The sequence below is a fragment of the Caballeronia sp. DA-9 genome (assembly GCF_051615025.1).
Classification (GTDB): domain Bacteria; phylum Pseudomonadota; class Gammaproteobacteria; order Burkholderiales; family Burkholderiaceae; genus Caballeronia; species Caballeronia sordidicola.
In genome coordinates this window covers 1,619,107-1,644,680 of the sequence record NZ_CP195133.1, presented here as the reverse complement: position 1 = coordinate 1,644,680, position 25,574 = coordinate 1,619,107, and the positions used below count along the sequence as shown (strand labels likewise).

The following is a 25,574-nucleotide window of genomic DNA, read 5'->3' as shown; positions in this document are numbered from 1 at the left end:
AAGGATCTGGGATCGCGGAGTGGAGGAGCGGCTCTCTGTCCTCAGGAAGACCTACCGGCGCGGCGACATGCTTATCGTCGTCGGATTCGCATTGCTGTTGTTGGCTGTGCTCGCAATGCTCGGTATATTGGTATGGGGATGACTGGATTGAGTTGCCGAGAGGCAGGAGGGGGCGATGGACTGCACGAACGAAGATCTGCGTCGATACATCGAGATGTTCTTCGAGGACGAGTCGCACCACCACGAGGATCTGCACGAACTCGAGCACAGCAAAGCCCAAGCCCTGAAAGCCTTCGATGCTTTGGCAAAGGACCAGGCGGATTTGCTTGCTCGCATTCGAGATTTAGAGAGTCGCGCAGCTAAATCCGCCGCGCTGGTCGTGCAGGCAATCGATCTTATGCAAGCGCCAAAGAAGCGTTGATGATTACTTTGGCGCCGCCAACTTCCAGCCGCAGTGTTCAATCCCAACCTTCAGATTGTTCGTGATCTGGTCGACCAAGCCGCGCGACATGACGGCGACATCGTTGTCCGTCGGCGTCTCGGGCTTGAACCAGATGCACGAATTGTCCACGATCCTACTGGGGCCCGGAACCTCTCTGACCGGTCCCTGGGTTGTCGGTGCCGTGGAGCAAGCGGCTAAGCTGCTCGCGAGCAGCGTCATCACTGAGAGCAGCTTGATCGTTTTCAACATTCGTTCTCTCCTGCGCGGCGTCGGCCGCAGTCTTTGCCGCATCGGCGTCCGCCTGGACGTCGGCCGTCTTGCGAGCGTTGAGGTTATCGATCGCGACCTGTGCGTTCGCGTTGGCCACGTCGACCTTGGATTGCGCTTGTTCTTTGGTTTGCGCGACAGTGGTCTGCGCTCCCTTGGTCTTGACCCAAGCAAACAAAACGCTCCCCGCGGCGACAAGAGCCGCGCCGATCGCACCGATGTGAGCGACGATGAATCCGACGATGATCGTGATCATTTCCATACTCCTGTCAGGAAGAGACTGCGCTCGCGCGAGCGGCGTGTGACAAGTCCCGGCATGACCTTTCCTGACGCGAGGTTCCACTTCGCAAACTCGTTCGCCGCGCCGGCATAATCACCGGCGTTCAGCAGCTTCAGCAGCGTCGAGGATTGGAGATTTCCGGAGCCGAGATTGAACGTGAAGTCCACGAGTGCGGCTTTCTGTTGCGGCGAAAGCGGCACTTTGACCAGGCTGTCGACGGCCGCGCCGAAGCGAAGCAGATCAGCGGTAAGGCGAGCATCGGCACGTGCTTGCGTCCAGACTGTGCCTTTCGTAATGCCATCGCCAGTCGCGCCCCAGCCGATCGTCCACGGATCACCGCCGCTCGCAGGGTCCGGATACGCGACAAGAACACAATCCTCGGAAGCCTTCGTCAGTTTTTCGCACAGCGGATACCATGCGGGCGAAGCCATAGCAGGCGTCGCAACGGTTTCCTCGATCGCCGGCGCTGCAGCGGTTGCAGGCTTACTTGGCGGGATTGTCTGCGGTGGTACGGCTGGCACTTGCGGTGCCGGGCGCTTGAAGAGGCTCAGCAGCGTATCGAGCCAGCTCATTGCTGTGCTCCCGGCTCGTGCGGCGGCACGCGCTGGATCGACGTGTACCGAACGCCGATGATCGTTGCAAACAGGATGGCGTATGCGATCGCCTGCTGAGCGTGCGCCGGAATGACCGCCTTCAGATCATCCGGCATGCTGTGCCACGACTCGCGCAAGATCGGTCCCACTGCGGAGACGCCGCCGAGCGTCGCCGACCAGATGACCGTGCCGCGGGTATGAAGGCGGCGCCAATCGTCGGCCAGCTTCAACTTCAGGTTTGTGAATGGAATGAGCGTCATGATTCCCTTTCGATAGGCAAAACGAATCCGCTGCGCAGGTTTGTGCGCATCCAGATTCCAGGGTCGGTGGTTTATCGGCGGTTGCCGATCCAGGGCGTTGGCGGAACTGCGGCGGTGCCGTGTGTCGCCGTGTCCAGCTTTTTATCGACAGATTTCACAGCGCTCGCTGCTTCATCCGCCTTGGTGACTGCAACATTCACTTTCTGGTCGACTTGCTCGGCGGTCTGCTTCGCATCGATTGCCGCGGCTGCGGCCACCTTGGTTTGTTTGAGCATGGCTGCATTGCGCTGGTCGGCGACCTTTGCTCTATCTCCCAAGTACCGAAGCGTGTACGACGCCAGATCATTGATGGTTTGCATAAGCCTCTTCATATCGGCCATATCGTCCGCTTGCTGCTTCGAAAGCTTCTGCATGCCTTCGAGCTTCGCGTCATATTCCCTGGTGCACTTCAGCCGTTCATCAGCACGGACATCAGGGAATTTAGCGTTGAGGCTGTTGCGCTCGGCGTCCCATTTGTCACGCTCGATTGAAACGCCGCGTTGACCTATGAAATAGCCACACGAGACCGCGCCGAGGATTGCGCCGAGCGCCATCAAGACGAAGGCCCACCATCGCCAATCTTTAAGATTCGCCATCATTGGTTCCTTTCTTTCCGATCTTGCTTTCGAGTTCCACCACGCGGTTTTCCAGTTCCTCGATCCGCGCCTCGGCGCGTTGCCGGGCGATGCGCTCATCGGCGGCCTGCTGTAAAGCGGCCCGCATCAATTCTTCGGCACGGTCGGCGCGCGCTACCGCGGCTAGCTCTCGCGCCTCCGCGCGTTGAATATTTCCAAGAGCAGTCGCATGCGCCTCTGCCGCGCGCCGGTCGGCGAGTTCTGCCAATCGTTCAAAGCTCTTGATTGCTTCGACCCGTCCTTCTGCTTCGGCGGCCGTGACCGATGCATCACCGACGCTGCGCGCCTGCGCTTTGCGATCGCGCTGGCGCAACACACGCGCACCGCCCACGCCCAAGCCAATACTGGTCAGCGCGCCTAGAAACGCCTTGATCGTCGCCGGGTCCCAAAAATCCGACATCTGCCCGTCTCCTCATGCGCAGCGCGCAGGCATAAAAAAAGCCGCCTATCTGGCGGCTTGCGTTGCGTGTGTTGCTGTTACTCGACGATCTCGCCACCGGCGAATGCATAGCGATTTGCATACGGCGCGACAACTGTGCCGTCCGGCATCGGCTCGACGATCCGGCCTTCGGCATAGGTCAGCGGATCCTGACCGGCGGCCGGCAATCCTTCAACGGGAATCTGCTGCGTGTACATCGGGAACTTGCCCGCGTCCTTGGCCTCTTTCGAGAGGAACGAAGCGACCGTCGAATTCGTGATCGATGAAACGAAATCGAGCGTGATTTGCTGCACGACGTGATACGTCGCCGACGCGCCGGTGCTAGGCGTTTCGTAGTTGGCTGCAATGGGCATGGTGCGTCCTAAAGGAATGAAATGTCGACTGCGAGATAAGACCAGCTCAGCGCTTCCTTGAAGCCGGTGTAATTGTTGAAGTTGCTGGTATCGCCGAACATCGTCATCTGCTGGCTAACCGTGCCGCCGGATGTATTGAAAGTGGACATCACCACACCGGCGTTACTAGCGCCGCCAGACGTACCGCCAGTACCGAATGCAGGCTGCACGCATGCGATACCGACCCGTTGAGCGACGGAATACGCCTTCGAGCCTTGGTCGGTCGGCCACGTGCCACCATCGGTCGTGTAGCCGGTCGAGCCATATGCGTATTTCGGGTTGCCTTGATTCGAGCCCACGATCTTGGGAAATGGCTTTACAACGTCGGCAACCAGCGCCGCCGATACATTGAACACCTGCACACCAAAATTTCCCGACAGAGGGATTGCGCTCACCTGGTCGAACACATAGCAAGTGACGGGCACGGACGCGCTCCCAACGACGACGACCGACCAGTTGCTACCGGACTGAGTCCACGTCATCGGAACGCAATAACCGCCTGGGCATTCGAACACGACAAACGGATTTGTGGCGGTGAACGTGAACGTCGTTTGATTGCCCTGAGAGCTGTACCGACTGCCGTCCGAGATCGTGTAGACCAAGAATCCGGCAAAGCTCATTGTCTGCGTTATTTTCTGGCGTAGTTGCATGTTGCCCAGCCCAATGTCACTGTCGACTTGTGCAACGTTCGAGCCGTCTTGCGCGAAGCACTGAAACCCGGCTGGCATCAATAAACCCCGAAAAACACTGTGCCGATGATCTGCATATTGCGAGTGGTCGCACCGGCTGAATAGGTCCAACTAATGGTGCTTCCAGACACCGAGAAGATAGGTCGGCTCACATCCATGTTCTGAAATCCCCAAATCTGTTGCGGCTGGAAGGCATACCAAACAGTTCCGAGCGCGAGATTGGCATTCGTGATGCTGCTGGTGTTACCTGGTCCAACAGGCGCAGACCCGACGAACCTCGGAAGGCGCGAGGTAATGTCGACAACAAGATTGCCCGACGCATCCCAGCACTGAAGACCGGCCGGCATTACCAGAGCCCCAAACGAACGCGCAACGTGCCCGCGCCGTCATAGACCATCACGGTGCTGTCGCTGATGGTCAAATATCCGGATCCAGCATTGGCACCGTTCATGGTTAGCGTGCCGTTCTTGTCCAGCTTCCAGCGTGGCTGACCATTCGCGCCGACGGCGGTCGCCTGAATGATGTCCGCGATGTTGGCGTTACCGATCCATGCCGTGCCAATCAGCGCTTGGCTGATAAAGACTTGTCCACCCTGAATCACAAATGGCGCAGCAAGGGCTCCCGATGTGTCGCTTAGAACAGCAAACCGCTGGGCGGTAACCAATACCTGGCTTTCGATGATGCCGCTGGAATTGTCAACGCCGACACCGATCCCAGCGATGTAGGTCCGTCCTGCAGACGTGACCGCCGTCTTGATCGTGTACGAAGCACTAACCTTTCCACTCAGGTCGGCGTACGCGTTTGCGTTCGTCTGAACCGCGGCGCTGATTGGCGGCAGCTTGTTGTTATTGATGTCCGAAACGCTGGCCTGGACGTTCGTGATAGCCGTCGCATTCGCAGAGTCGGCAGTTGCTCGGGCCGTTTGCTCTGCTTGCACAAGCGCAAGCGTGTTAGCGTTTGCCGCATCAACACTGGCCTGAACTGTCGTCACCTGCGATGCTAAAGCCGCGTCCGCTGCAGCGCGCGCCGTTGTTTCCGTTTGCACTGCGGCCGTTATGTTACTCGTGGCCGACTGAAAAAGGGCTGCCGTCGTGTCGGTTTTGACGGCAAGAGCGAGGTCTGCCTCTGCGCGCGCCGAACTCTCCGACCATACACCCGCGTACACGGTGGTCGAGCCAGCATAGTCGCCCGTGGCCCCGGCCATGTTCGGAATGGTGATTTGCGCAGAGATACCGTCGATTCGCGTCGTCAGCGCTGAGTCACCATCGTTTCGTGCTTGTGCCTCGTCGGTGATCGCCTGTTGGTTCGCCGAGACATCAATTGCAAGACCCGGGATCAGGTCAATGTCGGACAGCAAAGCTTGTCCAAGTGCGGACTTCTCGATTACGCCCGCGAAGTACACGTTGTATTCACCATCCGCATTCGTGAGGGATGCGCCCTCCACGCCTGGATCGCCCGCCGGATACCACGGGCCGACGTTACCGGAGGTATCAACAAGCCGAACCCAGAAATAAAGGACTTGCCCTGCGGCGAGCCCCATCAGACTGGCTTTTGCCTGTGGATATGCATAATCGGACTGCTTCACCGCATCGGCCCGCGCGGGCGTGCGGCTGTACCAAAGCTCAGTGCGCTGCGTGTCGCCAGCAGAGCCATCCGCCGGGTAGGTCCATATGACGTCGATCCCGAAAATCTGCGATACCGTCGTCAGCGATGCCACTGAAGGTGGCGGGCTAGTCTTGCCAGTCAACTGCGTGAGAACGCTGTACGCCGGAATCGACGTAACTCCCATCGCATTCACGGCGCGCACGCGCGCGATGTAGCCCCCCTGATAAATGCCGTGCACCTCCGCCTGTAGGCCACCGACGGCGTTCATGGGAATCCATTCCCCGTTGTCCTTCTGCCACTCCGGGATATACGAAACAGCCTTGTCTGCCGAATCCCACGCAATGACCATCGTGGTTTTCGAAATACCTTGATCGATCGCCGAGTATGTCGAGATTCTCACGTTCGACGGCGGCGGCTGCACGGATGGCGGAATCACGGTCACCGGGCGCACTTGAATGGCCGCGCCATCGTCAATTGCGGCGTACTTCCCCGGCTCATACTGCGATGCGTTCACGGTGTACGTGATCTGCCCATCATCCGAGTTTTCCTGGACGCTCACCACGCGGAATAGCTGAGATGCCAGGTCAGCACTTTCCAACATCCACACTGCGCCCGGCACGGGTGCCGTATCGAACGCGGCCGTGACTGCGACCACGTCACCGTTCACGGACTGCACGGTACGCGCCTGCGCAACGCCGCTCGGCAGGATCACTGTCAGCGTATCGCCTGCTGCAGCCGTCGGTGCTTTGTCGAGCGTGACAGTGTTGCCCGCGGTTGTCTTTACTCGGCCGCCCGTGCGCCGCCCCGCTTTCGCCGGATCGGCCACCGCGATGATTTGCCCCGGCGCACAGAGCGTCCCGTCGAGGCCGACCGAGAATGACACGGTATTTGTCTCATACCGGCTGGTGAGCAGCGTCCAAAGACCGAGACGATGCGCCTGACCCTGCGATGTCGTGCCAAACGCAGTGATTTGCGCTTTCGTGACGCCGTATCGCGCGATCCCATCGTCATCAGGCACATACTCGACGGCCTGCGCATAACCGTTCGCAGGATCGTTCCAGCTTATCAACGCCGTGGTGTAGCGTGTCTTGAGCGCAGAACCGACATAGGTGAATGCGCCGCCGACCACATTCGCCGCGGTGTACACGTAGACCGGATCGGCCGGCATGTCGGCGCGCGCGACAACGGCGCCCGGACCCCAGTAAGCGATACCGCGAAACACGGTCGCGAGGTCTTGCAGCACCTTATAAGCGTCAGCCTGAGATTGAATGCATGCGTTGCAGGTAAAGCGCGGCTCTTGGCCGCCCTTGCCATCGTCGACCATGACATCGCAGTAGCGGCCGATGTCGTACAGTCCCCACTTGTCGATCATCGACGCGTCGACGCGCTTGCCGAGGCCGTACAAGTCATTCGTGACAATGTCGTAAAAGATCCACGGCGGGCAATCGGTCCACGCCTGCTTGAACGTGCCATCCCACGTGCCCGAGTACGCGCGCGTGTCCGGATCGTAGTTCGACGGCACTGAAACAATGCGCCCCTTGATGTCGTAAGCGCAGGTCGGGACAGAGCTGAACGACTGAGCGTCGAACGTAAGCCCAATCAGCGCACTCATCGGATAGCGCAGCTTCCGATCAATGATTTCGGTGATCGCTTCGATGTTGATGATGTCGGCGATCGCGGCGCTATGCGCGTTCGCGGTCAACCGGCGCACGCGGACAAGCCACCCACTGGACGCGTGCGGTAGTTCTATCCGAATCGAGCGTTCGTATAGAGACGTTGTCTTACCATCAAACGCGCCGGTCAGAACCTGCGAGTACGACCCGCCGTCTGTGGCTAGATCAATGGCGTAGTCGACGTGGTATCCCGTGATGTCGCCAGTGCTCGTGTTTGATTGCTGGAACTCAGGCAGGCCAAACCGCACGCGCACGGCCGTCAACTGTGTGTTCTCGACCTGATGCACCCACGGCGTGTCGGACGTCAGTTGCGTGCCGACCGCAACTTCGTTCTCTACCGCTGGGAATCCAGACATAAACGTCTGATCCTGCGTGCCAAGCCGGTAGTCGAGGCTGTAATTTGTGAAATTGGTCGATCCATCCGAATTCTGGATCGGCGTGTCGTCGAGGAAAACGGACTGCAGGCCGTTCACCAATCCGACGATCGGGCCTTCCGAGATGACGTCAAGCACGCGCGCCGTCGCGACCGAATGAAGGCTGTCCGGCGATTCCGTCGGCGTACTCGCCGAGCCGCCACCCTTCGCCCCGGAAATGCTGCGCATCAGGTTTGATCCTCAGCAAAGATAGCGGAACTGACTCGCTTCGAACCCACACGCATGCGGCCATAAACGATCGGCACTGGATCGCCTTCCGCAGTGCTGTTGACTGCGCCGTTGAAGTAATAGGACGTACCGTTTTCCGGCCCGCTGTTCGATGCAAGGCCGCTTTGTTGCGGACTGAGCATTTGCACCACGCCGCCAAGCGCCATGGAAGCACCCAGACCGAGCAGCGTCGATGCAGCCGACGCACCGAGAAATCCGGCCGGGTTGACAAGAGACGTCGCGACCAACGCGACCCCAAGCAGCGTGGTGAATAGGCCGCCGCTCTTGCTTCCGATAAGGATCGGTGCGATCCGAATTTCGTCGTCGCCCACAGGTATCCGAAGATCGTCTGCGCCGAGGTTGCGGCGCCCGTTGAACACGGCGAACGTGAGTCCCTGATCCTTCGCGCCCATTAGGAATTTCTCGAATCCTTTGACCTGCGAGCACAGCGCGCGCGTCGCTTCTGCTGCCGACGCGACCGCAAATCGATGCACCCGGCCAAAGCGAGTGCCGAGCACGCCGTAAAGACGTATCGTCCGGACCTTGTTGCTCACGCCTTTTCCCCTGTATATCGAAGTACTGCGCGAAGGCAGCGCGCCCACATGCCGCCCCAGACCGTGCGGCCGGACAATTGCCCATACATGTGGTGAATGAAAATGCCATCGCCCAGATAGACGCCGGCGTGATTCGGGACGCCGTTTTTGCTGCGGATCTGCATCAGCAGGACATCGCCCGGTTCCGGTTCAATGTCCGGGCCACGGTTCGTGAACCCGGCCGCTTCGTAGTTGTCGACGTACAGATTCGACTTACCGTCTTCCCACCAAGAATCTGGTCGCGCGAAATCCGGCAAAACGATTCCGCGCTCGAGCCGATACCAGTCTCGGACCAGCGAATAGCAATCAAGCACGGCATGCGAGAACTCGCGACCAAGCAGCGGCGCGATATACCCGGTCGGCCCGAACTCGCACCAGTCGTCAATCCCGATCGTGTGGTCTGCCTGCATGCCGAGAGAAACGATGATCCACGTCGGTATTCCGCTCGTCTCGCACATCGACTTGTCAGCCATGCTCGGCCGCGCCGCTGCGCCTGGATGCGAATGCACCACGGCCACGATCTGTCCGCGATCCTCCGCCGCTGCATAATCCTGCGGTGCCATCACGAAATGCTCGGTCGGCGTCGCTGCGGTGTTTCGGCACGGCACGTAGGTCTCTTTGCCATCCTCAATCACGAGCAAGCCACAAATTTCACGCGGGTATCCCGCGAGCGCGTGTGCCGCGATCGCGTTTTTCGTCGTTTCGTTCATGGTTTCTACGAGAGGGTGTCGCTCAGGAAGCCGCCGAACGGCAACGGCTCATTGACACCGAACCGACATTCGCAGCCAGTGGTTTTCTTGCTGCAGCGGTCCTGCGCCGGGTCATCGGTCGAGATGTCTTTGATCGTGAAATAGGCGGACCCGGTGTATCCGCAATACGGTCCCCGATATTCAAACTGGCACATGTTCACGATCTGCCGAGCGGGCAACTGCTGGCCGCCGAAGTCGAGTGCCGACGAGAGCGTGAACTCGACCTGCACGTTTGTTTCGCTGGTCTTCTGCTCGATGTACCAGAGTTCCGGCGCCATCTCTTCGCCCGGGTCCGCTGTCGGATTGCCGTTAGGGAAGTTGACAGCATCCAGGTACTTCGAAAGCGTGCGATGCCGCGTGACGCGTGCGCCGACCATATCGGCGAGAAACACGCACAGCGCGGAGATCGTGCCGTTCACGTTTCCGACGGTCAACGTAGGCTCAGGCTGCTGCGCATCGGACGTGTGCTCGAATCCCGCCGCTTGGATGGGCCACGGCTTGTATTCGTTGCCCTGCCAGAAGATCGATGTCGATTGCAGATGTCCATGAAAGCGCAGCATGTCGCCGCCGATACCCGTGCAATCCACTTCGAACAGCTCGATAAGCGCGCCCGGCTCGAGCGACTGGATGTCTGCGGTGATCACCGGTTCACCCCGAAAAGCGAAACCGTTCCCGATGCAAAGTTACCAGTCGATGGAATGAGAAGCACCCCACCCAAAATAGCACCAGACAGGACAAGGCCAGATCCATCGACCCGATAATATGTTCCGCTCGACGTCATGCTAACCATGGACCACTGGACATGCTTAAAGCGCGTTCCATCGGTCGCGTTTCGAATCTTTATCGTTCCGTGACATGAATACGGCGCGGTACTAGACAACCCTGAAAACAGTTGTATTTGAGCCGTATTACCCGTTCCCGTGGCACTAAGAACAGTCGGTGTTGCAATGGCTTGATATTGATACATGTAGCTGTTGCTCGTGCCACCGATCCAGTTTGATGTATCCGCCGCCAGTCGCAGCCATAGATTGGCTGCATCGGTCGTTACGTTGATCCCGTCGAATTCAATTTCGTAGTCGTAGTAACCACCCGGCAGAGCCACAACGCAAAATGCGGCGTTAGCGGCGATTACGGTTGTGCTAATCAGCGTCTTTCCCACTCCGAGGTTGGCGCGCGCCGACGCTGGGTTGGTTACTGCAATCGTCCCGACCGTAAAGGTTCCGCCTACTTGCATATCTCCGGGTACGACTTCTTTCGCAGTGCTCGACCGGCCTCGTATTGTCGAGTACCACGTATGCACACCATCCGTGTCTAGCAGCATGGTGTCGCCTGGATACAGCGTACCCACGGCATTGAGCCCATCGCCCGATCCGGCCGTCACGGCGAGCGAAACAACTGTCGTGCCGAGATTACGCAGCAGGATTTGACCGTCCGCGACGCACGTCGAAGCCGCGGGCAAATTGATCGTTCCGGCCGACGCGAGATTGATGTTCACGCGCTTGCCGAGGTGGTTCGCCGCGGTCAGCGCTTGGGCAACAGTCAGCGTCGTCGCAAAGCTTGTCAGCGTCGCTTGCTGATTGAAAACGTCGACGTTCGCATTCATCTTCGCGCTCGCCGTGCGCACGGGATCGCCGTCGACCGCGGCAGGTGGAGTGCCGAGGACGATCTTTTGAAGTGCAGTCATTTTTTAGGGTGCGAAGGTTTGATCAAACGTCGCTGACAAGGTGTAGACCAAGCCGTCTTTCGTGGGCTCGGAGTACTTCTCGCAGGTGAATAAGGCTTGCGGGCGCAGCAGCGGCGTCCAGAGAAAAGCAGTTGCGCCAGCGTGCGCATCGAGGAACTCCATGATTGCCGAGATAGTTGCGGCGTCGCGAACGAAGGTGAGGTTGTACGAACTCGACCGATTGTTGATGCCATCTGCGACGCTTTGGCGGTATCCATCTCCGAATTGCGCTTTCCGGACGAGCAGCGTCGCATCGCCCGACAGCCCTGCGACAGTCGGAACCCAGATGAACGTGTCGGCCATTATTTAATACCTTGGGCCATCTTCCAGAGCGCACCGCCCTGCTTCCGCTCATTGACCACCACTGCGCGCACGACCGCCTCAATCTTCTTATTCAGATCGGCGCCGTTGCTCTGGTTTGCGGCAGCGTTCGAGCCGCCCTCGACGGTCACGTTTGGTGCAATTGTGATTCCGCCGCCACCGGCCGCCACGGGCACTGACGGTCCGACGTAGCCTCCAGTGGCGAACTTCGCGAGGCCGTTGATGCGAGTGCCGTTGTTGATTGCCTCGAGCAGGCTTCGATGCTTTGCCGTTTGCGCGGCGTTCACAACGAATTCGCCATTCGAGAGCCAGGCCGCGACATCATCTGATGTACCGCTTCCCGGCCCGGCCACATGCCCGCCGTCCGCATAAAAACCGTACGAATTCGAGCCGACGAGTGAGGATGTGGCGGCCGGAATCGCGCTTGTTGCGCCGGCCGACAGCCCAAGACCCGCCGAAGTACTGCTCGTGGAACCGGTGAAGTACGAACTCACCGCTCCGATCGCAAAATTGAACAGCCCAGAGATAGCCGCCTTGGCTTGCATCCGTGCAATATCCGCGATGACGCTGGTTGCGAGGCTGCTGAAACTGAGTTTTCCGGTTGTCACGAACGTGACGAACGCGTCTTCCATCCCGCGCGCGATGTCTGACACCGCCGAACCGACCTGCTTGAATCGGTTCGATGCATCTTCGGCATAGTCGGCCGCAGCCTTCTGTGCGCCAGCAAAACCGTCAGCATTCAACGCTTTGATTTGCGCGGTCGCTTGAGACTCCAACTCCAGGCGCTTTTTCTCGTAGTCCTGAAGCGCCGTAATTTCGTCGCTGTATTGCGCTGGGCTGATCTTGTTCTCTGTCAAAGACTTCGTCAGCGCCAGGTACTTGTCGCTATATTCTTTCGCAGCCGCCGATGCGCGCGCCAAATCATCAGCATCAGTCGCGCCAAGCGTCTTGCCTTGAAGCTGCGACGCGATAGCATCGGATCGCACCTGAAGCGCCGTGTTGAGCGCATCGGTATATGCTTTCGTCGCCGCGGTTTCTTTCGCCTGCAATAGGGCCGTAGCATCAGCTTCGTCCTGATCATTCTTCGCAATTGCGGCCTGAATCGCTTTCTTCTTGTTTTGCCATTCGACGAGCGCGGCTTTCGATTTAGCATGAGACGCAAGAGCGATCTCTTTGTCAGCGATCTGCAATTCGTCGGAATAGCCTGCCGCGCGCGCATCGTGCTCTTGCTGAATCGCTGTCATCGCATCGATCACGCCCTGCTGCTGCAGAGATTTTATGTGGTCGACGCTATCGCGCATCAGCTTCTCGCGCGCATCGAGTTGCTCTTTAAGATCCTTGATTTGCGAATTCAGCGCATCCTGATTTGTCTTCGGCGCACCGTTTTGCCCCTTGGCGAACTTGATCGGCGGCAAGGTTGGCGCAGCCGCTTGGCTCACTGGCGGCACCGTGTCCGACAAGATTTTCTTCATGAACGCGGCATAATTACTGCCGTTCGTCATCAGCTTTTTGTAGCCGTCCTCGCCAGCCTTGACCGCTTCTGACCATTCACCGCGCAAGCCGTGCGCGACTACAGCAACAACTGTATCGACAAGATCGCTGAAATCAAGCATCGCGGAGACTGCGGTCGCAACCACCGCCACAACGCTTTTAATAACGAATGCGAGCCCCTCATAAAACGCAGTCAAGAGCGGGCTTGTCCCGGCATTTGTAGTGAACGCTTCCGTCAGGTTGATGATCGTCGGCAACAGGGCGAGGCTTGCCGTACGATTCACATTTGACATCGCAGCCTGACTAGTTTTCAAATGTTCTTCATACTCGGCAAGCGCACGTATCGTGTCGCCGCTGAGAGCGCCGCCGCTCGCTTCGAACGCCTCGGATAACTCGCGCGCACCTGCGGAACCTTGGTCGAGTAGCGGAATCAGCGCTTCAGCGCCTGAGCCAAACAATTCTTGTGCGACTGCGGCTTTCCCGGCGCCGTCGGCTGTCTTCGAGAATGCATCCTCGACCCGTTCCAGTACGTCTTCAGGAGACAGTGTTTTCAAGTCCGCGAGCGAAATCCCCACAGCCTTATATGCAGCGGCAGCATCTTTATTACCGTGGATCGCTTCGTTTTGGGACTTCGTAAGACCGTCGAGTGCCGCCGCCGCGTCTTTTGTGTTCACGCCAACTGTTGACGCGGCAAACCCAAATTCTTGAATGCTGTCCGTAGACAGCCCCGTCGTGCGCGCAATGGAATTCACGGAATTGCCGTATTGCGTAAGCGCCTCTGCAGTCTTTATCGTCACCTCAGTTGTGATCGCCAGAATTGCGCCAAATCCCGCAATGATGCCGACTGTCTTGTTGAATATCAGGCCCATTGCATTCGACCGCTCGGCTAAGACCAAGATCGAGCCCGCGAAGTTTTTGATATTGCCCTGAGAAAGTTCGTGTCCGAGGACAATTAATTCTTTCCGCGCGCCGGCCGACTCCAGGCTGAAGTCATGCGTGTTATGAGACGCCTTTTCAGTCTCGTCGGCATGGGCTTGAATCTTTGATATTGCCGCGCTTACGTCGGCAGTAACGCCGCGTTGCGCCGCCTCAAGCTGAAGCAGTTCCGCGCGAGTCTTGCCGATAGCAGCCGCCTCCGCGTTTATCGCATCGACGAATTTCTGCGTGTCGGCGATTGAACGGGCAGCCTCCGCGGATGCCGCTTTGTCTGCGGCTGCTTTTGCTTTTGCTGCGTCGGAAGCTGCTTTCGTGGCGTCTGCCACTGACTCCATATGCGCGATAAACGGCTCGGCAGCTTCTGTCACCCCTAGGATCGCCGCGCGCTGCCGCAACAATTCAGTCGACGACTTTCCGGCCGCATCGGATTGCCGGGCCAACGATGCGATGAACGAATTGATCGAGCGCGCGCTAGCGTCGCTGCCATTCGCCGTTGCTTCCGCGACGGCCGCTTGAGCCGCTGCGACGCGCTCCGACGCCGCCTCATTGCTCTCAGCAAACGCTGCAGCAGAACGTGCTGCACGATCCAGCTCGGCCGTGTACCCGCTGGCATCCGCTGTGACCCGCGTGATATTTTCGTTAGCCACCAGACGCTCCGTTAATTGCTGTGTTCAGTACTTCGTCAACTGCCGCGGCAGAAGCGGATTTTTTTGCTTCAAACGCTGGACGCTTAAATGGCTTTGCCGCCATCTTGGATGTCCCGAACTCTACAAATCGGAGGTAATACGCATCCTTCGTCCAAGTCACGATGTATGAGGCGATGACGCCTTCGAGTGAAACATCTGCGTCGTAAGCCACCACCAAGCTATCGCGGCCTTTCCCCGTACGAACAGGAATGCGAATGCGCTCCTCTTCAAGGAACACGCGTGCGCCCGCGACTGCGGCCTGGCGCAAAGTCGATTCGGAAACCGCTAGAGCAAGATCTCTAAGCCCCGCAGTCAGTGCTTCCGGGTTTTGCATAACCATGGACTTTTTTGCCATGCTCAACACCTCCCGAAAAGTACTGCAACAATCAATGCGCTCTGGGCCTTGGGATCTGCTAAGAGGATCGGCTCCTTGTCCGCCTTGTCAGGACTACCGACCCACCCGAAGAAGTCGAGCGGCATAAACGGTTCGGGATGTTTTTTCACATCTCGATTGACGTTTGCTAACAGCGCAATGCCGGTTCCGGCACGAAGATCTTCGATGCCGGATCCCCACGGCTCGAGATCGTAAAATGCGAGCCAATCCGTGAATTCGGCACTGTCAATCTCCTGCTGGGCACGCCGAACAGACATGCCCAATTGAAGTGCTAGGCGATGCCAGAATCGCCGCTCTGGGCGGCGTCTGAGTTTTTTACCGCCTGCTCCGTTTGCGCTGCGCCCATCTTGTTAAGTTTGATGGCGGCGTCGAAAACACGCTGCAATGCCGCCGTGCTTTTTGCGCGAATGGCGGGAATGTCTTCCTTCGCGAAGATGGGCGAACCAGCTTCATCGACGGCCGTCGCAGCAATCAATGCGGCTTCGACGCGCGATGTTTCCTTGTTTTCCGCGAAGTCAGCCTGAAGCGCATCGCGCGCGGCTCCTGAAAGCATGGAAACGCGCACGGTGCCGCCCCATTCAGGAACATCGACATCAACTGTCTGGATGTCCTGAGCGGCGAAGATTTGGTCTTTGCTGAGCAACATGGATTACGCGCCCTCCGCTACGTCGGTCACATCGCCGGTGATCGTCAGCGCGATCGTGCCGGTGAGTACCGTGTCCGTGCCACCCGCGAGCGGGAAAGATTTGACGAACGCCGAGAACGTCTTCGCCGAGCCGTCCGGGAGCGTCAGCTTGTATTGCTTGGCCGTTCCCGCCTTGCGCGACGCAAGCATCGCGGCCTGCCCCGCGTCCGCATAGTTGATGTTTGCATCCAGGGAAAACGAACCCCAATCCTGCAGCCCGAGCCGCTTTTCCTTGGCGGTCGAGTTCAGGTCGGTCACGTCGATTTCCGTTGCCGTGCCGTCGAAGCCCGAATAGCTTTTAACGTTGCCGACATTGGTCCATGTCGGTTGTGCGGCACCATCGATGGCGGTGTTGATCGCGAAGGTGCTGCCTTGCGAAGAGATTGCTGTGCTGGTCATGATTTCCTCAGACGGTGAACCACAAAGAGATGTCCAAACGACTGCCGTAAAGCTGTGTTTCGTCTTCGTACACGCTCACCGGCGCGCCGATCGGCGTTCCACGAACAGGCGCGGCAGTCAGCGCCTGAAGAATTTGTTGCATGAGGGCTGCGGCCTCGGCGCGCGATAGCGACCAGACGGCGACCTGCATGCGACTGTTTTGCTGCTCATTCAGGCCGTCGAACGTTGTTTCGTCCACTCCTCCTACGCTCTGGTACACCAGATAAGGCTTCGTCGGCGAAGCGGGTGCGACATCGGGATACACGCGTCCGCCGGCGAGCGTTTTCAGCGCGCCATATACGATTGCTTCAGCGGTCGGCATAGCGCTACCGGATATGCGCTCGGATGCGACCGTCCAATCGGCTTTCAGCAGAGATACGCGCCGATCGTTCCGACTGGACCCGTGCCGCCAGCGCATTCACCTGGGCTTGCAGTGCAGCAATGCGCGCCACCAAGTCTTGAATTGAAGGGTTATCCATCGTTACTCCCAGTGCTACACGCCAGATCCGTGTATTCGCGCGAGGCGACATTCGGAAGCGGCGCAAGAATGTTGAAAACGACGTCATCGACCGGTTGCCCGTCGACGTACTTGAGCACCACAGCGCGCATGCCGTTATCGATGTCCGCGCGGTACCGGATGCGAATGCTTGCGCTCGCATTGGCGACATCCGCATCGGCCGTGAGCGTTTCCTTGCCCGTGAGCATCTTGACGTTGCACCAGGTCTCTACGACCGTGGTCCAGCCTTCGATCGGTTGCCCGAGATCATCGAACCCGCCGCCATTGCGCTCGATGCGCACGCGCCGATTCAGATCGCCCGCGCGCATCAGATGCCCAATCCGGTTCGATATGGAAAAAGCAATTGCTTCGACCCTGACGGTAATTCCATGACGCTCGATGAAGTGCCGACAACGACGTCTTCGCGGAACGCGTACAGCTTGCCGAGAATCAGCAAAACTGCAGCGCGCACGGCGTCATTGATCACGATTGGATCATCGCCTGCAGTGCCCGCGAGCACCGCTGCAGCCATATCGTCGGTGTTGGCATAAATTTTCCGGTCGAGATAATCCGATGCCGATTGCACCGCTGCGTTGACGTACAGAGCAATGAGATCGTCGGCGACGCCGGCGTCCTCGCGCAGATGCGCCAGTGCCTGTGCGGTCGAAATGATCGGAGTCGAATCGGCCATTACTTCGCGCGCGCCTTGTTCTGCGGATCCGGGGCCTTCTTGTTTGCGGCGTCTGGGGCGCGTTTCTGTCCGCTCGTGTCGAGCGCGTCATCGGCGTCCCGCACGAGGCCATTCGCCTTCAATTCTGCGGCGCGACCACGAGACACCACATACGGTTCACTGTTCGGATGCTTGAATCCGTCCTCACCCGCATAGGTGCATACGGGTTGCACCAAGACCTTGTTGGGATCGGTGTTGCTGGTCATATAAGCCTCCTCAATGCAAAGAGCCGCCCGAAGGCGGCTCCCGTTCTACGCGATGCCTACTCGATTAACCCGCGTCCGGCGTCACTTCGCCGGTCACGAACGCTTCAGGGCGATACACGGCCAGCGCCAAGCGCTCTTCGGCGCGCAGCGTCACCATGTTCTTGATGAAGTCGTCCTGGTTTTCCGTCGAAAGCAGCACTTCCACTTCCATACGGTCGAAGATCTGCGCGGCCATCGCGAACGCACCCGTCAGGAAATGGTTCGCCGCCATTGCTTGCGTTTCCACAACCGGCAGATTCCACAGCCGCGGCGTGGTGCCGTTGACCGGGTTGCCGATGAGGTAGCGACCTTGGCTGTCCTTCGTCAGCTCGATCGCTGCCCAGTCGATCGGGTTCAGCACGATGCCGGTCGAGGGAAATTCCGCGAGCAGCGCCTGAAGCAGCGCGAGGCGGATGCGATCGATCGGCGTGGCGCCAGCGATGGTCAGTGCCGGAGCGAAAGCCGACGCTTGCGGCAAGATGCCCAGGATGTTCGAGCCGGTGCCGTCGCCGTTGAGCAACTGCGCTTCTTCGGCGTACATCAAGCCGTACCGCGCACGGCCGTCGATGTAGCTTTGGAGCATCGGCGCGTCGTCGAGAATCTGGCGCGAGGCCTTGAAGATGTGGGCGATCGTGCGAACGGGCTGGTTTTTCAGATTGAATGTGAGATCCGATTGCGGCTTCTGCGCGCCTTCAGCGACCGTCGCCGCAGCATTCGTGAAACCGGTCTCGACCGTGTATTCGATCGAATTCGCGCTCGTTTGACCCGGCATCAGAAGATCGCGAATGGTCATCGTACGCTGCACGGGTGCGACGATACCCGCTTGACGATCAGCCACAGTCAGCGAGTTGGTCGTGCTGGCCCCGGCGCCCACGGTCGCGGTCACATTCATGATGTTCTTGCGATCGATCCGGACGCGCACGGACTTACGAGCGCTGCTGTCCATCTCCTTCATTTCTTCGGATTCGATGACCAGTTGACCCAGGCTCTTCAGCTCCTGGCGCTCTTCCGGATCGCCGCGACGCGCAAGCTTTTGCTCAGCTTCCTGCAGCCGAGCCTGCAACTCACCCTGCTTCAGCAGCATTTCATCGACCGATTTCTTGGTCTCTGCGCTCAGCGCGCCCGAGGCGTCCTTCGCTTCCTTCAATGCCTTCTCGCTGGCGGACTTTACTTCGTCGCCAATGCGCTTCAATTCGGCGGTGACCTTCTCCATCACCTGCTCAGGGTTGCCGCCGCCGTCGTTCTTGCGGCCGAATTCACGAGCGGCTGCAATCGAGCCCACGCCTGCGATCGCCCATGCATGATCACCGAGCGCGCCGAGAATGTCGCCATGCTGCAGCACGTGCGAGGCGACGACCGACGCGGCATGCGCATCGATGGTGAACGCGAGCGCGAAGATCGCGCCCATCACCGATACAAAGACGCCCATCAAATTGCGTTTCATTTTTGCTTCCTTAAAAAGTGATTGATTTGAGGCTGTCCAGCAGCCGATTTGCATCGCTCGCGTCGCTGCCAGACTCACTCTGGAGCAGGTGTTTCAAGCCGCGACTCGCGATTACCGCGGCTTGAGATTTCGAGAAGCCTGCCTCGCGCAGGAACCGCTCGAATTCCGAAAGGGACGGCACGCCACCATGCGCAATCACGGACTTCACTGCGTCAACGCGCGCTTCCGAGTTGGCTGGGTTGGTGACGATGCTGATTTCGACGAGGTCGAGCTCGTTGAGCGTGCGAATCCCCGTCTTTTCGTTGTAATCGGACGAGATCGTGTAATAGCCGATGGAAAGGCCGGTAATTGCCTTGGCCTGCATGCCGCGGTATGCGATCTTCGCGTTTGGCGCATCGTCGAGCCACAGATCGCCATCTCCAAGCAAGCCTTTGTCGTCTTCGGCCAGCGCCAACCACGATCCGATCGGCGTAGCGGTGTCGTGCTGCCACAAAACCGGCAGAGCGCGGCCGCTCTTCTTCAGCGCGGTCAAACTATTCGCGAACGCGCCCGGCGCGACGATCTCGCCATAGCTATCCACGACGCCAAACACTGAGCCGTAGCCCGAAAAAGTCCCGGCTTCGTCGACTGATTTCACGTCGAGGTCAAACGCGCGGACCTTATATGCTCCGCCCCTGGCGCTTTTACGATTCATCCTTGTTCTCCGTTTGAAGCCAAGCCTTGAGCGCATCCTGCGCATTGCTGGCGGCACTTTGTTCGCCGAGTTTGTCTATCGGCAGCAGGGCCGATTGCACGGTCAGGACCGCTGCATTGCCACCCATAGGCGGCAGGTTTTCCTTCACGCGACACTCATCGCGCGTCATCAGCCCGTTCTGGGTCATCTGCGAATAGAAGGCCGAGCGGCCGGCGCTGTCTGCGCGCAAAAGTCCCTCAACGGAGAACTCGGCGTAGTAGGTCAAGCGTTCTGCCGGCGTAAGGCAGGACCGCTTTACGGCCTGCTCGATACGCGTGAGCCACGGGCGAAGCGAAAACGTCAAAAATCCGATGGTTTGTTGCTCAATGCCCGTGCCCCAGCTCGTCGATTTCTCGCTGTGGCCAACCATGAACGGCGGCACGCGAAACCAACGGCAGATTTCCTCGATATTGAAAGAACGTGTCTGCAATAGCTGCACGTCTTCGGGATTCATGGTGATGGCGTTGTACTTCATGCCCGCCTCGAGCACCATCGTCTTGCCAGCCTGCATGGCGCCGCCAAATTGCTCGGCGAGGTCTTCGCGAATCTCCTTCCGCTTGTCCTTTTGCAGAATCTGATCGGTCGAAAGCGCACCGGATGGCCGCAACCCGTTCTTGAAAACGCTCGCGCTGGCCTTATTCGCAGCAGTCGAGTTGCCGATAACCTCGCGCGCATAGCGGATCGGCGTGAGCCCCATCAAGCCGTCAAGGCTAAAGCCGCGGATGTGCAGCACGTCGTCTTCCGAAAGCGTGCTGGTGGTCCCGTCGAGTTCGTTATATTGGTACTGCAGTTGCCCGTTTTTCAGACGTTTTGGCGTCTGCATGCGCTGTGGGAGCAGCAATTCGAGCCCGATAATCGCAGTTGATGTGCGCAACTTGCGGGCGTAGCCATTGCCACGAAGCAGCATGCTCGCAACCATCACCTCCCAGAACTCGACGGCCGTATTTTCAGCATTCGGCTGGGTATGGAGCACGCTGTACAGCGGATGATCCTTCGCGACAGTGCGCGTGCCATCTGCGGACGTCTGGTACAGGTTCAGCGGCAACGTGGCGATCGTTTCAGCGAGCAACCGCACACATGCCCACGCCGCAGATAGCTGCAACGCGGACTCGACGCTTACCGATTCACCGCTCGACGATTCCGAACCGGCAAACGACTGCCAGAACGATCCGTCCGTGAGTGAAATGGGCACGCCAAGCCACTTCAGGACGCTCGCCTTGAAGCGGCCTGGCGACTTTTGCTTGCTTTCACTCATACGATGATGGGGCTTGTCCAGAAATCGTTAATAGATCCGGCCTGCCCTTCGAGCATGGCCCGGCCAATTGCCATAATCAGCGCTACCGCGCCGTCAATTTTGTTGTCGTTACCCTGCTTGATCGGGCGCACGACGTCGTCATTGCCCGGCAAGTGCTTGCCGACGACGTTGCTTACGCACCAGGTCATGATCGGGTTACCGTCGTGATGCATCCGCCCCGATGTAATCGCTGCTTCCAGCTCTTTCATCGGGTCGGACATGTTTGTGTAGTTCTGGATGATCGTGACCGGCGTCAAGCCCTCGTCTTCCAAGTGATGCGCCAAGTTGGTCGCGCCGTGCGGGTCCATCGGGACGCACTGCACCGGGCAAATCCGATTCGCCTCGGTCGCTTCGTGCTGAATGTCGCGATAGTCGATTTCGGAGCCCGCCGTCTCTAGCAGATGGCCGGTGTTGACCCACTTCTGGTAACGCTCGGCCATGCGGCGGTTTTCGGTGTTCTTCACCGTGTCTTCCGGCACCCAGAATCGCGGCGCCACGCTGAAATAGTGCCGGCGGCCGTCGATGTCGCGCCAAAATAGCCGCGCCATGCTGTTCAAATCGAGCTTTCGCGCCAAGTCCAGAGAGAGAATGACGTCCTGCCCCTCGAATTGCTCTAGCGCAAGCGTCGAATCCTCGCAATTCCGCCAGTCTTCGAGGTTGAAATAGCCCGCTTTCGCCGACGTCCAGACGTTCAGATGCTTCGTCTTGAACGTGTTTGTGAAGCGCGCCGATTTGATAGCGCGCTGTTGCTGGCTCTCCAGGTACTCCTGATAGACCGAAATCCCGATGTTCGGGTTGGCTTTCGCGAGAGTCTTGGGGTCTGTCCAGTCGTCGCCCTCGTCGATGGTCCAGATCCAGCCGAAAAGCTCGTCGTCGGGCACAGTGCCCTCAAGCATTTCGATCACCTGGCGCCGCTTGTCGTAACACGGGCCTTCAATGTTTGCGCCCGCGGTCGTGATGACGAACATCAGCGGCTGCCGGCGCGCACCCATGCCGGTCAGCATCGTTTCGTACTGCACGTTGCTGTCGTCCTCGTGGTACTCGTCTTTGATCGCGCACGAGGGCGACGCGCCGTCGCCTGGATTGCCGATAATCGGCTCGAAACGGCTACCGTCTTCCGGCCGGCTCAGGTTCTGCGCGTTCACCTCAATGCCAAGGTGTTCGACCAGCATCGGCGAGCGCTTGACCATCAGCCGCGCCGGCCGGAAAACCTCCCACGCCTGCCGCTCTGTCGTCGCCCCGCAATACACTTCGGCGCCGAACTCGTCGTCAGCAGTGAACATCGCAATACCGACGCCGGCCGCGATGACGCTCTTTCCGTTCTTGCGCGGCACTTCCCAATACGACTCGCGGAAGCGCCGGAATCCTGTCTTCTTCTTGACCCAGCCGAACGTGCACGCGATGCCGAACGCCTGCCACGGTTCAAGCGTGACGAGCTGGCGTTTGAATGCCCATTCGCCTTTCGTGTGCGGCAGGAGTTGAATGAGCCGCAGCTTCTTCTCAGCCTTCGCCGGATCGAATTTGTACTTGAACGCCGCGGTCTTGCTCGCAGCCAAGTCGTCGAGCTGCCGCTGACATGCCAATTGCACCAGCCGGCAAGCCGGAATCTTCCCGCGCAACACGTCGCGAGCAAACTGGTTCGCCTTCGCAACCAGTGGATATGCCTCACGCGCCATTGCCTATCACCTCGGCGAACGGGTTTCCCTCTCCCTTCTTTTTTGGACCGATAAGCCGCTGCCGGCTGGACGGATCGAGCCCAAGCATCGCGCCGAACGTCGCCATCAGCCCGGCTGACTCTTTCACGACCGTGGCCGCGGGATTTTTCACCGGGCCACCTTGCGCGCCGGCGACAACCGGGCCGTTTCTCGCAAGATCAATCTGTGCGCGGCGCCAATTGCCGTAAGCCGAGCAGAAGACCTCAAGGTTGTGCAGATCGGTGAACTGCAGAATCTTTTGCTTGCACAAAAGCGGCGCGACCCGTTCCCACATGTCAACGGCCTCGCCATCCAGCCACTCGGGCGCGTCGATATTCGTGACGGTCCCAAAATCCGGCTCTGCCGTGTTCAGAACGCGCTTGCCGGGGTTCCCAGCAGCCTGCTTCTGCGCGACCGACTTCGGCTTTCGACCGCGGCCGGTGACCCGTGCGATCCCTCCCATCGGTCAACCTTTAAATTTTTAATTTCGCGGGCGTGAAAATTTGACGGAACGGTCGGTCCTAGCCGCAATAGGTATAGACTTTCACTACACCCCACCCATTATTTTCATCTATCGTTGCTAAAACACAACATAAAGCACACGCTTGGTGCATTTCGTGAAATTTAGTTGGTTTCACGCAACAGTTTCGCGATTTCGCTCATCTGAAACGTTTGTTGGCTCGACATTCCAAGGCTGATTCGCAATGCGCCAGCGACGCGCTGCTTCCGCTGCGGCCTCTGCTGTGTCGAACAGCCCAAGGCGCGCAATGCGACCATCGACAGCGGCAGTCGCTCGGTAACGTCCGCTTGCAACCTGCATGACGCCACGATGCCCAGTGGCGTTGCGCTTGGCTGCGCCGCGGTTCTGCGTGTTTGCAGCGATCGTGATCGCACGCAGATTGGCGCGTCTGTTGTCCATCTTGTCGCGGTTGATGTGGTCGGCCACAAGACGCGATCCCTTCTCCAGTCCGAGCACCACGCGCTGCATATAGACGTAACGCCCGCCTGCACGACGCATTGCATAGCCGTCTTTGCAGAGCGTCCATCGATAACCGGAAACCAACGGCAGATCAGCATCATCAACAACAGCGTGCGCAACGATCAGATGTGACTGATCGCCGCGACCGAATAGTTCGATCGTGGTCGTCATGCTATGTCCCGAGATTGGCTCTAACGAGCGGAACTGGAAAGCGCTTTAGCGGCGCTCACTGCCTGTCTTCGTCTTGTGACAGGGTTTGCAGATGCTTTGAAGATTGTCGTCATCGTCTGTGCCGCCTTGCGACTTGGGCAGACGATGATCAACTTCAGTCGCGATCGTCACGCGACCTGCCCGCTTGCAGACCTGACACAGTCCGCAGTCACGACGCAAGATGCGATCGCGGCGCTTCGTCCATGCGTTGCCGTAGCCACGCTCGTGACGGTTGCCGCGCACTGCGTCGGGCTTCCACTTGATCTCTTCACTTGCATGCGTCGGGCAGTACGTCTTGCCACCAGGCACAAGAGCGCTACACCCTCGATGCTTGCACGGGCGCATCGGTCGAACTGGCATCAGCCGTCGACGCTGTTCGTCACGTTGATAGCGACAGGAGGATGTGCCGAGCCAATGATCGTGAGCCGGATCGGCACGCCCGCGAGGATGTTGGCGATCTCCTGCTCGTTCGGTTGCCAGAACGAATGCATCGTCTGGGTTGCTGCATCACGATAGATAGGCAATGCACCACATTTGCCATCCTTCTCCTCGTCCCAATCGACGGGCGCACCGAGCACAACGTTGCAATGCGCGGTGCGAATCGACGCCATCATGGCTTAGGCTGCTGTCGGGTACAGCGCGCCGAGTGCGGCGTTCGTTGCGGCTTGCACTGCCTCGACAGACAGCGTTGCGTCGATAGCCTTGAGCGCAAGCGCGATCTGCACTGCAGTGTTGACTTGGTTTACTGGCGTGGCTTGTGCGGCCGGCGCTGCTGCGGTAGCGGGTGTGCTCATAGGTGCCTCGATTGAAGGGTCAGTAATTGAAACGCTGCCGTCTTTGGCGATAAACCACGTGTCGATTGGGCCTTGGATACCAACACCGATGCCCTGAATGTACGTCGCGCCGTCTACGACAACAGTCTTAAGCGTGCCAAACTCGGATTGCGCCTTTTCGATAACGGTTTGCTCGACGGCTTTTGCCTCGCCTTTGAACCACGAGACAACCTTCGCGATGATGGTTTTCAGGTTCATTGGTTTCACCGGATAAATGAAAAAGCCCACGCGGATAACCGGGCGGGCTTTGGAGGCAACGATGCAGCCTATCTATTAGTGCGCGATTTTAGCCCAAAGTGTTCAGTTCTAAGCACAACTATTTTGTTCAATTATTTTGAACACTTTATCGGGAACGTGCGCGTCGTGTACGCGCTTCATCGAAACACCAAGCGAACTGGCGCGTTGCGCGAAACGGCGTGCGCGCGTGTACACGGTTCCGCGGGCGCATTGCTGCTCGCCGGCCAATGCCTTGATATTCGCGCCGTACCAATAAAGACCGAGAAAACATTCAGCTTCGCTCGCATGTTCAGCCTGATCGCACAGCGCATGCACAGCCATGTTGAAGTACGGCATTTCCGCATCCAGAAATGCGTCAGGCTCGCCGCGCGACGGTCGTTGCGGCGGTATCAGACGAGCAAGCATGTTGGATTTGACGCGCGGTGCAAAGATGCTGCGAGTCATGCACCACCAGACCCACCGATTTACTTTCTCGTCGGCCTCGTTTCTTTCCTGCTCTGGCAAGTCTTGATCGGTCATGGCGACTCCGGTTGATATTTCTTGCAGCGTTTCATGTCTTCCCACGTCAGCGACGCCTTCTGAACAGCCTTGTTGCAGATGAATTTCGTATCGCCGCCCCAGCGCGAACGAATCAACTCAGTGCAACCGAGGCACGTTCCTTCCTGTTTGCGCTCGAGCACGACGCTCGGATCCATGTATTCGAAGCGC

Annotated in this window: 36 protein-coding genes; 2 read left to right on the top strand and 34 right to left on the bottom strand. The window is 58.8% G+C overall.

Annotated features, from left to right (window positions below):
* Positions 1 to 175 precede the first annotated feature (175 nt).
* Complete coding sequence (locus ACRWA7_RS23835) at positions 176 to 421, top strand: hypothetical protein (protein WP_438396511.1); 246 nt, start codon at positions 176 to 178, stop codon at positions 419 to 421.
* A gap of 3 nt (positions 422 to 424) precedes the next feature.
* Here the strand turns inward: ACRWA7_RS23835 and ACRWA7_RS23830 are convergent, their stop codons facing one another.
* The 33 genes from ACRWA7_RS23830 to ACRWA7_RS23670 all read right to left on the bottom strand — a co-directional run bounded on the left by ACRWA7_RS23830 (position 425) and on the right by ACRWA7_RS23670 (position 24,590).
* Complete coding sequence (locus tag ACRWA7_RS23830) at positions 425 to 571, bottom strand: hypothetical protein (RefSeq protein ID WP_438396510.1); 147 nt, start codon at positions 569 to 571, stop codon at positions 425 to 427.
* A 4-nt stretch (positions 572 to 575) separates the two neighbouring features.
* Positions 576 to 965, bottom strand: coding sequence for a hypothetical protein (locus tag ACRWA7_RS23825; RefSeq protein ID WP_438396509.1), 390 nt, complete (start codon positions 963 to 965; stop codon positions 576 to 578).
* Positions 962 to 1,561: a lysozyme gene (locus ACRWA7_RS23820; RefSeq protein WP_438396508.1), complete on the bottom strand. Its 600-nt coding sequence runs from the start codon at positions 1,559 to 1,561 to the stop codon at positions 962 to 964. The genes ACRWA7_RS23825 and ACRWA7_RS23820 overlap by 4 nt, the downstream gene beginning before the upstream one ends.
* Positions 1,558 to 1,842 (bottom strand): hypothetical protein, encoded by a 285-nt coding sequence (locus tag ACRWA7_RS23815; protein WP_438396506.1) that lies wholly within the window; start codon positions 1,840 to 1,842, stop codon positions 1,558 to 1,560. Before ACRWA7_RS23815 ends, ACRWA7_RS23820 begins: the two co-directional genes overlap by 4 nt.
* Before the next feature lie 71 nt (positions 1,843 to 1,913).
* Positions 1,914 to 2,477 carry a hypothetical protein gene (locus tag ACRWA7_RS23810; RefSeq protein ID WP_438396504.1) on the bottom strand — a complete coding sequence of 188 codons (564 nt, stop codon included), beginning with the start codon at positions 2,475 to 2,477 and terminating at the stop codon, positions 1,914 to 1,916.
* Entirely contained in the window at positions 2,464 to 2,916 is a 453-nt protein-coding gene (locus ACRWA7_RS23805; protein WP_438396502.1) for a hypothetical protein, read from the bottom strand. The genes ACRWA7_RS23810 and ACRWA7_RS23805 overlap by 14 nt, the downstream gene beginning before the upstream one ends.
* Before the next feature lie 77 nt (positions 2,917 to 2,993).
* Positions 2,994 to 3,308 (bottom strand): hypothetical protein, encoded by a 315-nt coding sequence (locus ACRWA7_RS23800; RefSeq protein WP_438396501.1) that lies wholly within the window; start codon positions 3,306 to 3,308, stop codon positions 2,994 to 2,996.
* A gap of 8 nt (positions 3,309 to 3,316) precedes the next feature.
* A complete protein-coding gene (locus ACRWA7_RS23795; protein WP_438396500.1) occupies positions 3,317 to 4,075 on the bottom strand; it encodes a hypothetical protein in 759 nt (252 codons plus the stop codon).
* The gene (locus tag ACRWA7_RS23790) at positions 4,075 to 4,383 is read right to left on the bottom strand and encodes a hypothetical protein (RefSeq protein ID WP_438396499.1); all 309 of its coding nucleotides are present in this window, start codon (positions 4,381 to 4,383) and stop codon (positions 4,075 to 4,077) included. Before ACRWA7_RS23790 ends, ACRWA7_RS23795 begins: the two co-directional genes overlap by 1 nt.
* On the bottom strand, positions 4,383 to 7,916 hold the full coding sequence (locus tag ACRWA7_RS23785) for a host specificity protein J (RefSeq protein ID WP_438396497.1): 3,534 nt from the start codon (positions 7,914 to 7,916) through the stop codon (positions 4,383 to 4,385). Before ACRWA7_RS23785 ends, ACRWA7_RS23790 begins: the two co-directional genes overlap by 1 nt.
* Positions 7,916 to 8,509, bottom strand: coding sequence for a tail assembly protein (locus ACRWA7_RS23780; protein ID WP_438396496.1), 594 nt, complete (start codon positions 8,507 to 8,509; stop codon positions 7,916 to 7,918). Before ACRWA7_RS23780 ends, ACRWA7_RS23785 begins: the two co-directional genes overlap by 1 nt.
* On the bottom strand, positions 8,506 to 9,258 hold the full coding sequence (locus tag ACRWA7_RS23775) for a C40 family peptidase (protein ID WP_438396494.1): 753 nt from the start codon (positions 9,256 to 9,258) through the stop codon (positions 8,506 to 8,508). Before ACRWA7_RS23775 ends, ACRWA7_RS23780 begins: the two co-directional genes overlap by 4 nt.
* Positions 9,259 to 9,263: 5 nt before the next feature.
* Entirely contained in the window at positions 9,264 to 9,941 is a 678-nt protein-coding gene (locus tag ACRWA7_RS23770; protein ID WP_438396492.1) for a phage minor tail protein L, read from the bottom strand.
* Positions 9,938 to 10,981 carry a hypothetical protein gene (locus tag ACRWA7_RS23765; protein WP_438396490.1) on the bottom strand — a complete coding sequence of 348 codons (1,044 nt, stop codon included), beginning with the start codon at positions 10,979 to 10,981 and terminating at the stop codon, positions 9,938 to 9,940. Before ACRWA7_RS23765 ends, ACRWA7_RS23770 begins: the two co-directional genes overlap by 4 nt.
* Before the next feature lie 3 nt (positions 10,982 to 10,984).
* On the bottom strand, positions 10,985 to 11,323 hold the full coding sequence (locus ACRWA7_RS23760; protein WP_438396489.1) for a phage tail protein: 339 nt from the start codon (positions 11,321 to 11,323) through the stop codon (positions 10,985 to 10,987).
* A complete protein-coding gene (locus ACRWA7_RS23755) occupies positions 11,323 to 14,166 on the bottom strand; it encodes a phage tail tape measure C-terminal domain-containing protein (RefSeq protein WP_438396488.1) in 2,844 nt (947 codons plus the stop codon). Before ACRWA7_RS23755 ends, ACRWA7_RS23760 begins: the two co-directional genes overlap by 1 nt.
* Positions 14,167 to 14,407: 241 nt before the next feature.
* A complete protein-coding gene (locus tag ACRWA7_RS23750; protein ID WP_438396486.1) occupies positions 14,408 to 14,809 on the bottom strand; it encodes an HK97-gp10 family putative phage morphogenesis protein in 402 nt (133 codons plus the stop codon).
* Positions 14,810 to 14,811: 2 nt separating this feature from the next.
* Positions 14,812 to 15,105, bottom strand: a complete 294-nt coding sequence (locus tag ACRWA7_RS23745) for a phage tail assembly protein T (RefSeq protein ID WP_438396485.1) — start codon at positions 15,103 to 15,105, stop codon at positions 14,812 to 14,814.
* Positions 15,106 to 15,119: 14 nt separating this feature from the next.
* A complete protein-coding gene (locus tag ACRWA7_RS23740) occupies positions 15,120 to 15,494 on the bottom strand; it encodes a hypothetical protein (RefSeq protein ID WP_438396483.1) in 375 nt (124 codons plus the stop codon).
* 3 nt (positions 15,495 to 15,497) lie between these two features.
* A complete protein-coding gene (locus ACRWA7_RS23735) occupies positions 15,498 to 15,932 on the bottom strand; it encodes a phage tail tube protein (protein WP_438396482.1) in 435 nt (144 codons plus the stop codon).
* A gap of 7 nt (positions 15,933 to 15,939) precedes the next feature.
* Positions 15,940 to 16,293 (bottom strand): DUF3168 domain-containing protein, encoded by a 354-nt coding sequence (locus ACRWA7_RS23730; protein ID WP_438396480.1) that lies wholly within the window; start codon positions 16,291 to 16,293, stop codon positions 15,940 to 15,942.
* A gap of 149 nt (positions 16,294 to 16,442) precedes the next feature.
* On the bottom strand, positions 16,443 to 16,796 hold the full coding sequence (locus ACRWA7_RS23725; protein WP_438396478.1) for a phage head closure protein: 354 nt from the start codon (positions 16,794 to 16,796) through the stop codon (positions 16,443 to 16,445).
* Positions 16,796 to 17,158, bottom strand: coding sequence for a head-tail connector protein (locus ACRWA7_RS23720; RefSeq protein ID WP_438396476.1), 363 nt, complete (start codon positions 17,156 to 17,158; stop codon positions 16,796 to 16,798). The genes ACRWA7_RS23725 and ACRWA7_RS23720 overlap by 1 nt, the downstream gene beginning before the upstream one ends.
* Complete coding sequence (locus ACRWA7_RS23715) at positions 17,158 to 17,403, bottom strand: hypothetical protein (RefSeq protein ID WP_438396475.1); 246 nt, start codon at positions 17,401 to 17,403, stop codon at positions 17,158 to 17,160. The genes ACRWA7_RS23720 and ACRWA7_RS23715 overlap by 1 nt, the downstream gene beginning before the upstream one ends.
* Before the next feature lie 64 nt (positions 17,404 to 17,467).
* Positions 17,468 to 18,886 (bottom strand): phage major capsid protein, encoded by a 1,419-nt coding sequence (locus ACRWA7_RS23710; protein ID WP_438396473.1) that lies wholly within the window; start codon positions 18,884 to 18,886, stop codon positions 17,468 to 17,470.
* 10 nt (positions 18,887 to 18,896) lie between these two features.
* Complete coding sequence (locus ACRWA7_RS23705) at positions 18,897 to 19,580, bottom strand: HK97 family phage prohead protease (RefSeq protein WP_438396472.1); 684 nt, start codon at positions 19,578 to 19,580, stop codon at positions 18,897 to 18,899.
* Positions 19,570 to 20,874, bottom strand: a complete 1,305-nt coding sequence (locus tag ACRWA7_RS23700) for a phage portal protein (RefSeq protein ID WP_438396470.1) — start codon at positions 20,872 to 20,874, stop codon at positions 19,570 to 19,572. The genes ACRWA7_RS23705 and ACRWA7_RS23700 overlap by 11 nt, the downstream gene beginning before the upstream one ends.
* The gene (locus ACRWA7_RS23695; RefSeq protein WP_438396468.1) at positions 20,871 to 22,589 is read right to left on the bottom strand and encodes a terminase large subunit; all 1,719 of its coding nucleotides are present in this window, start codon (positions 22,587 to 22,589) and stop codon (positions 20,871 to 20,873) included. The genes ACRWA7_RS23700 and ACRWA7_RS23695 overlap by 4 nt, the downstream gene beginning before the upstream one ends.
* On the bottom strand, positions 22,579 to 23,070 hold the full coding sequence (locus ACRWA7_RS23690) for a phage terminase small subunit P27 family (RefSeq protein WP_438396466.1): 492 nt from the start codon (positions 23,068 to 23,070) through the stop codon (positions 22,579 to 22,581). Before ACRWA7_RS23690 ends, ACRWA7_RS23695 begins: the two co-directional genes overlap by 11 nt.
* A gap of 171 nt (positions 23,071 to 23,241) precedes the next feature.
* A complete protein-coding gene (locus ACRWA7_RS23685) occupies positions 23,242 to 23,757 on the bottom strand; it encodes an HNH endonuclease (RefSeq protein ID WP_438396464.1) in 516 nt (171 codons plus the stop codon).
* A 45-nt stretch (positions 23,758 to 23,802) separates the two neighbouring features.
* On the bottom strand, positions 23,803 to 24,156 hold the full coding sequence (locus ACRWA7_RS23680; protein ID WP_438396462.1) for an HNH endonuclease: 354 nt from the start codon (positions 24,154 to 24,156) through the stop codon (positions 23,803 to 23,805).
* Positions 24,156 to 24,410, bottom strand: coding sequence for a hypothetical protein (locus ACRWA7_RS23675; protein ID WP_438396461.1), 255 nt, complete (start codon positions 24,408 to 24,410; stop codon positions 24,156 to 24,158). Before ACRWA7_RS23675 ends, ACRWA7_RS23680 begins: the two co-directional genes overlap by 1 nt.
* 3 nt (positions 24,411 to 24,413) lie before the next feature.
* The gene (locus ACRWA7_RS23670) at positions 24,414 to 24,590 is read right to left on the bottom strand and encodes a hypothetical protein (RefSeq protein WP_438396459.1); all 177 of its coding nucleotides are present in this window, start codon (positions 24,588 to 24,590) and stop codon (positions 24,414 to 24,416) included.
* Positions 24,591 to 24,662: 72 nt separating this feature from the next.
* On the opposite strand from ACRWA7_RS23670, the gene ACRWA7_RS23665 reads away from it, so the two are divergent.
* Positions 24,663 to 25,400, top strand: coding sequence for a hypothetical protein (locus ACRWA7_RS23665; RefSeq protein ID WP_438396458.1), 738 nt, complete (start codon positions 24,663 to 24,665; stop codon positions 25,398 to 25,400).
* On the opposite strand, the gene ACRWA7_RS23660 is transcribed toward ACRWA7_RS23665, so the two are convergent.
* Complete coding sequence (locus ACRWA7_RS23660; protein WP_438396456.1) at positions 25,382 to 25,561, bottom strand: hypothetical protein; 180 nt, start codon at positions 25,559 to 25,561, stop codon at positions 25,382 to 25,384. The two genes, ACRWA7_RS23665 and ACRWA7_RS23660, sit on opposite strands and share 19 nt — an antisense overlap.
* Positions 25,562 to 25,574: the final 13 nt, after the last annotated feature.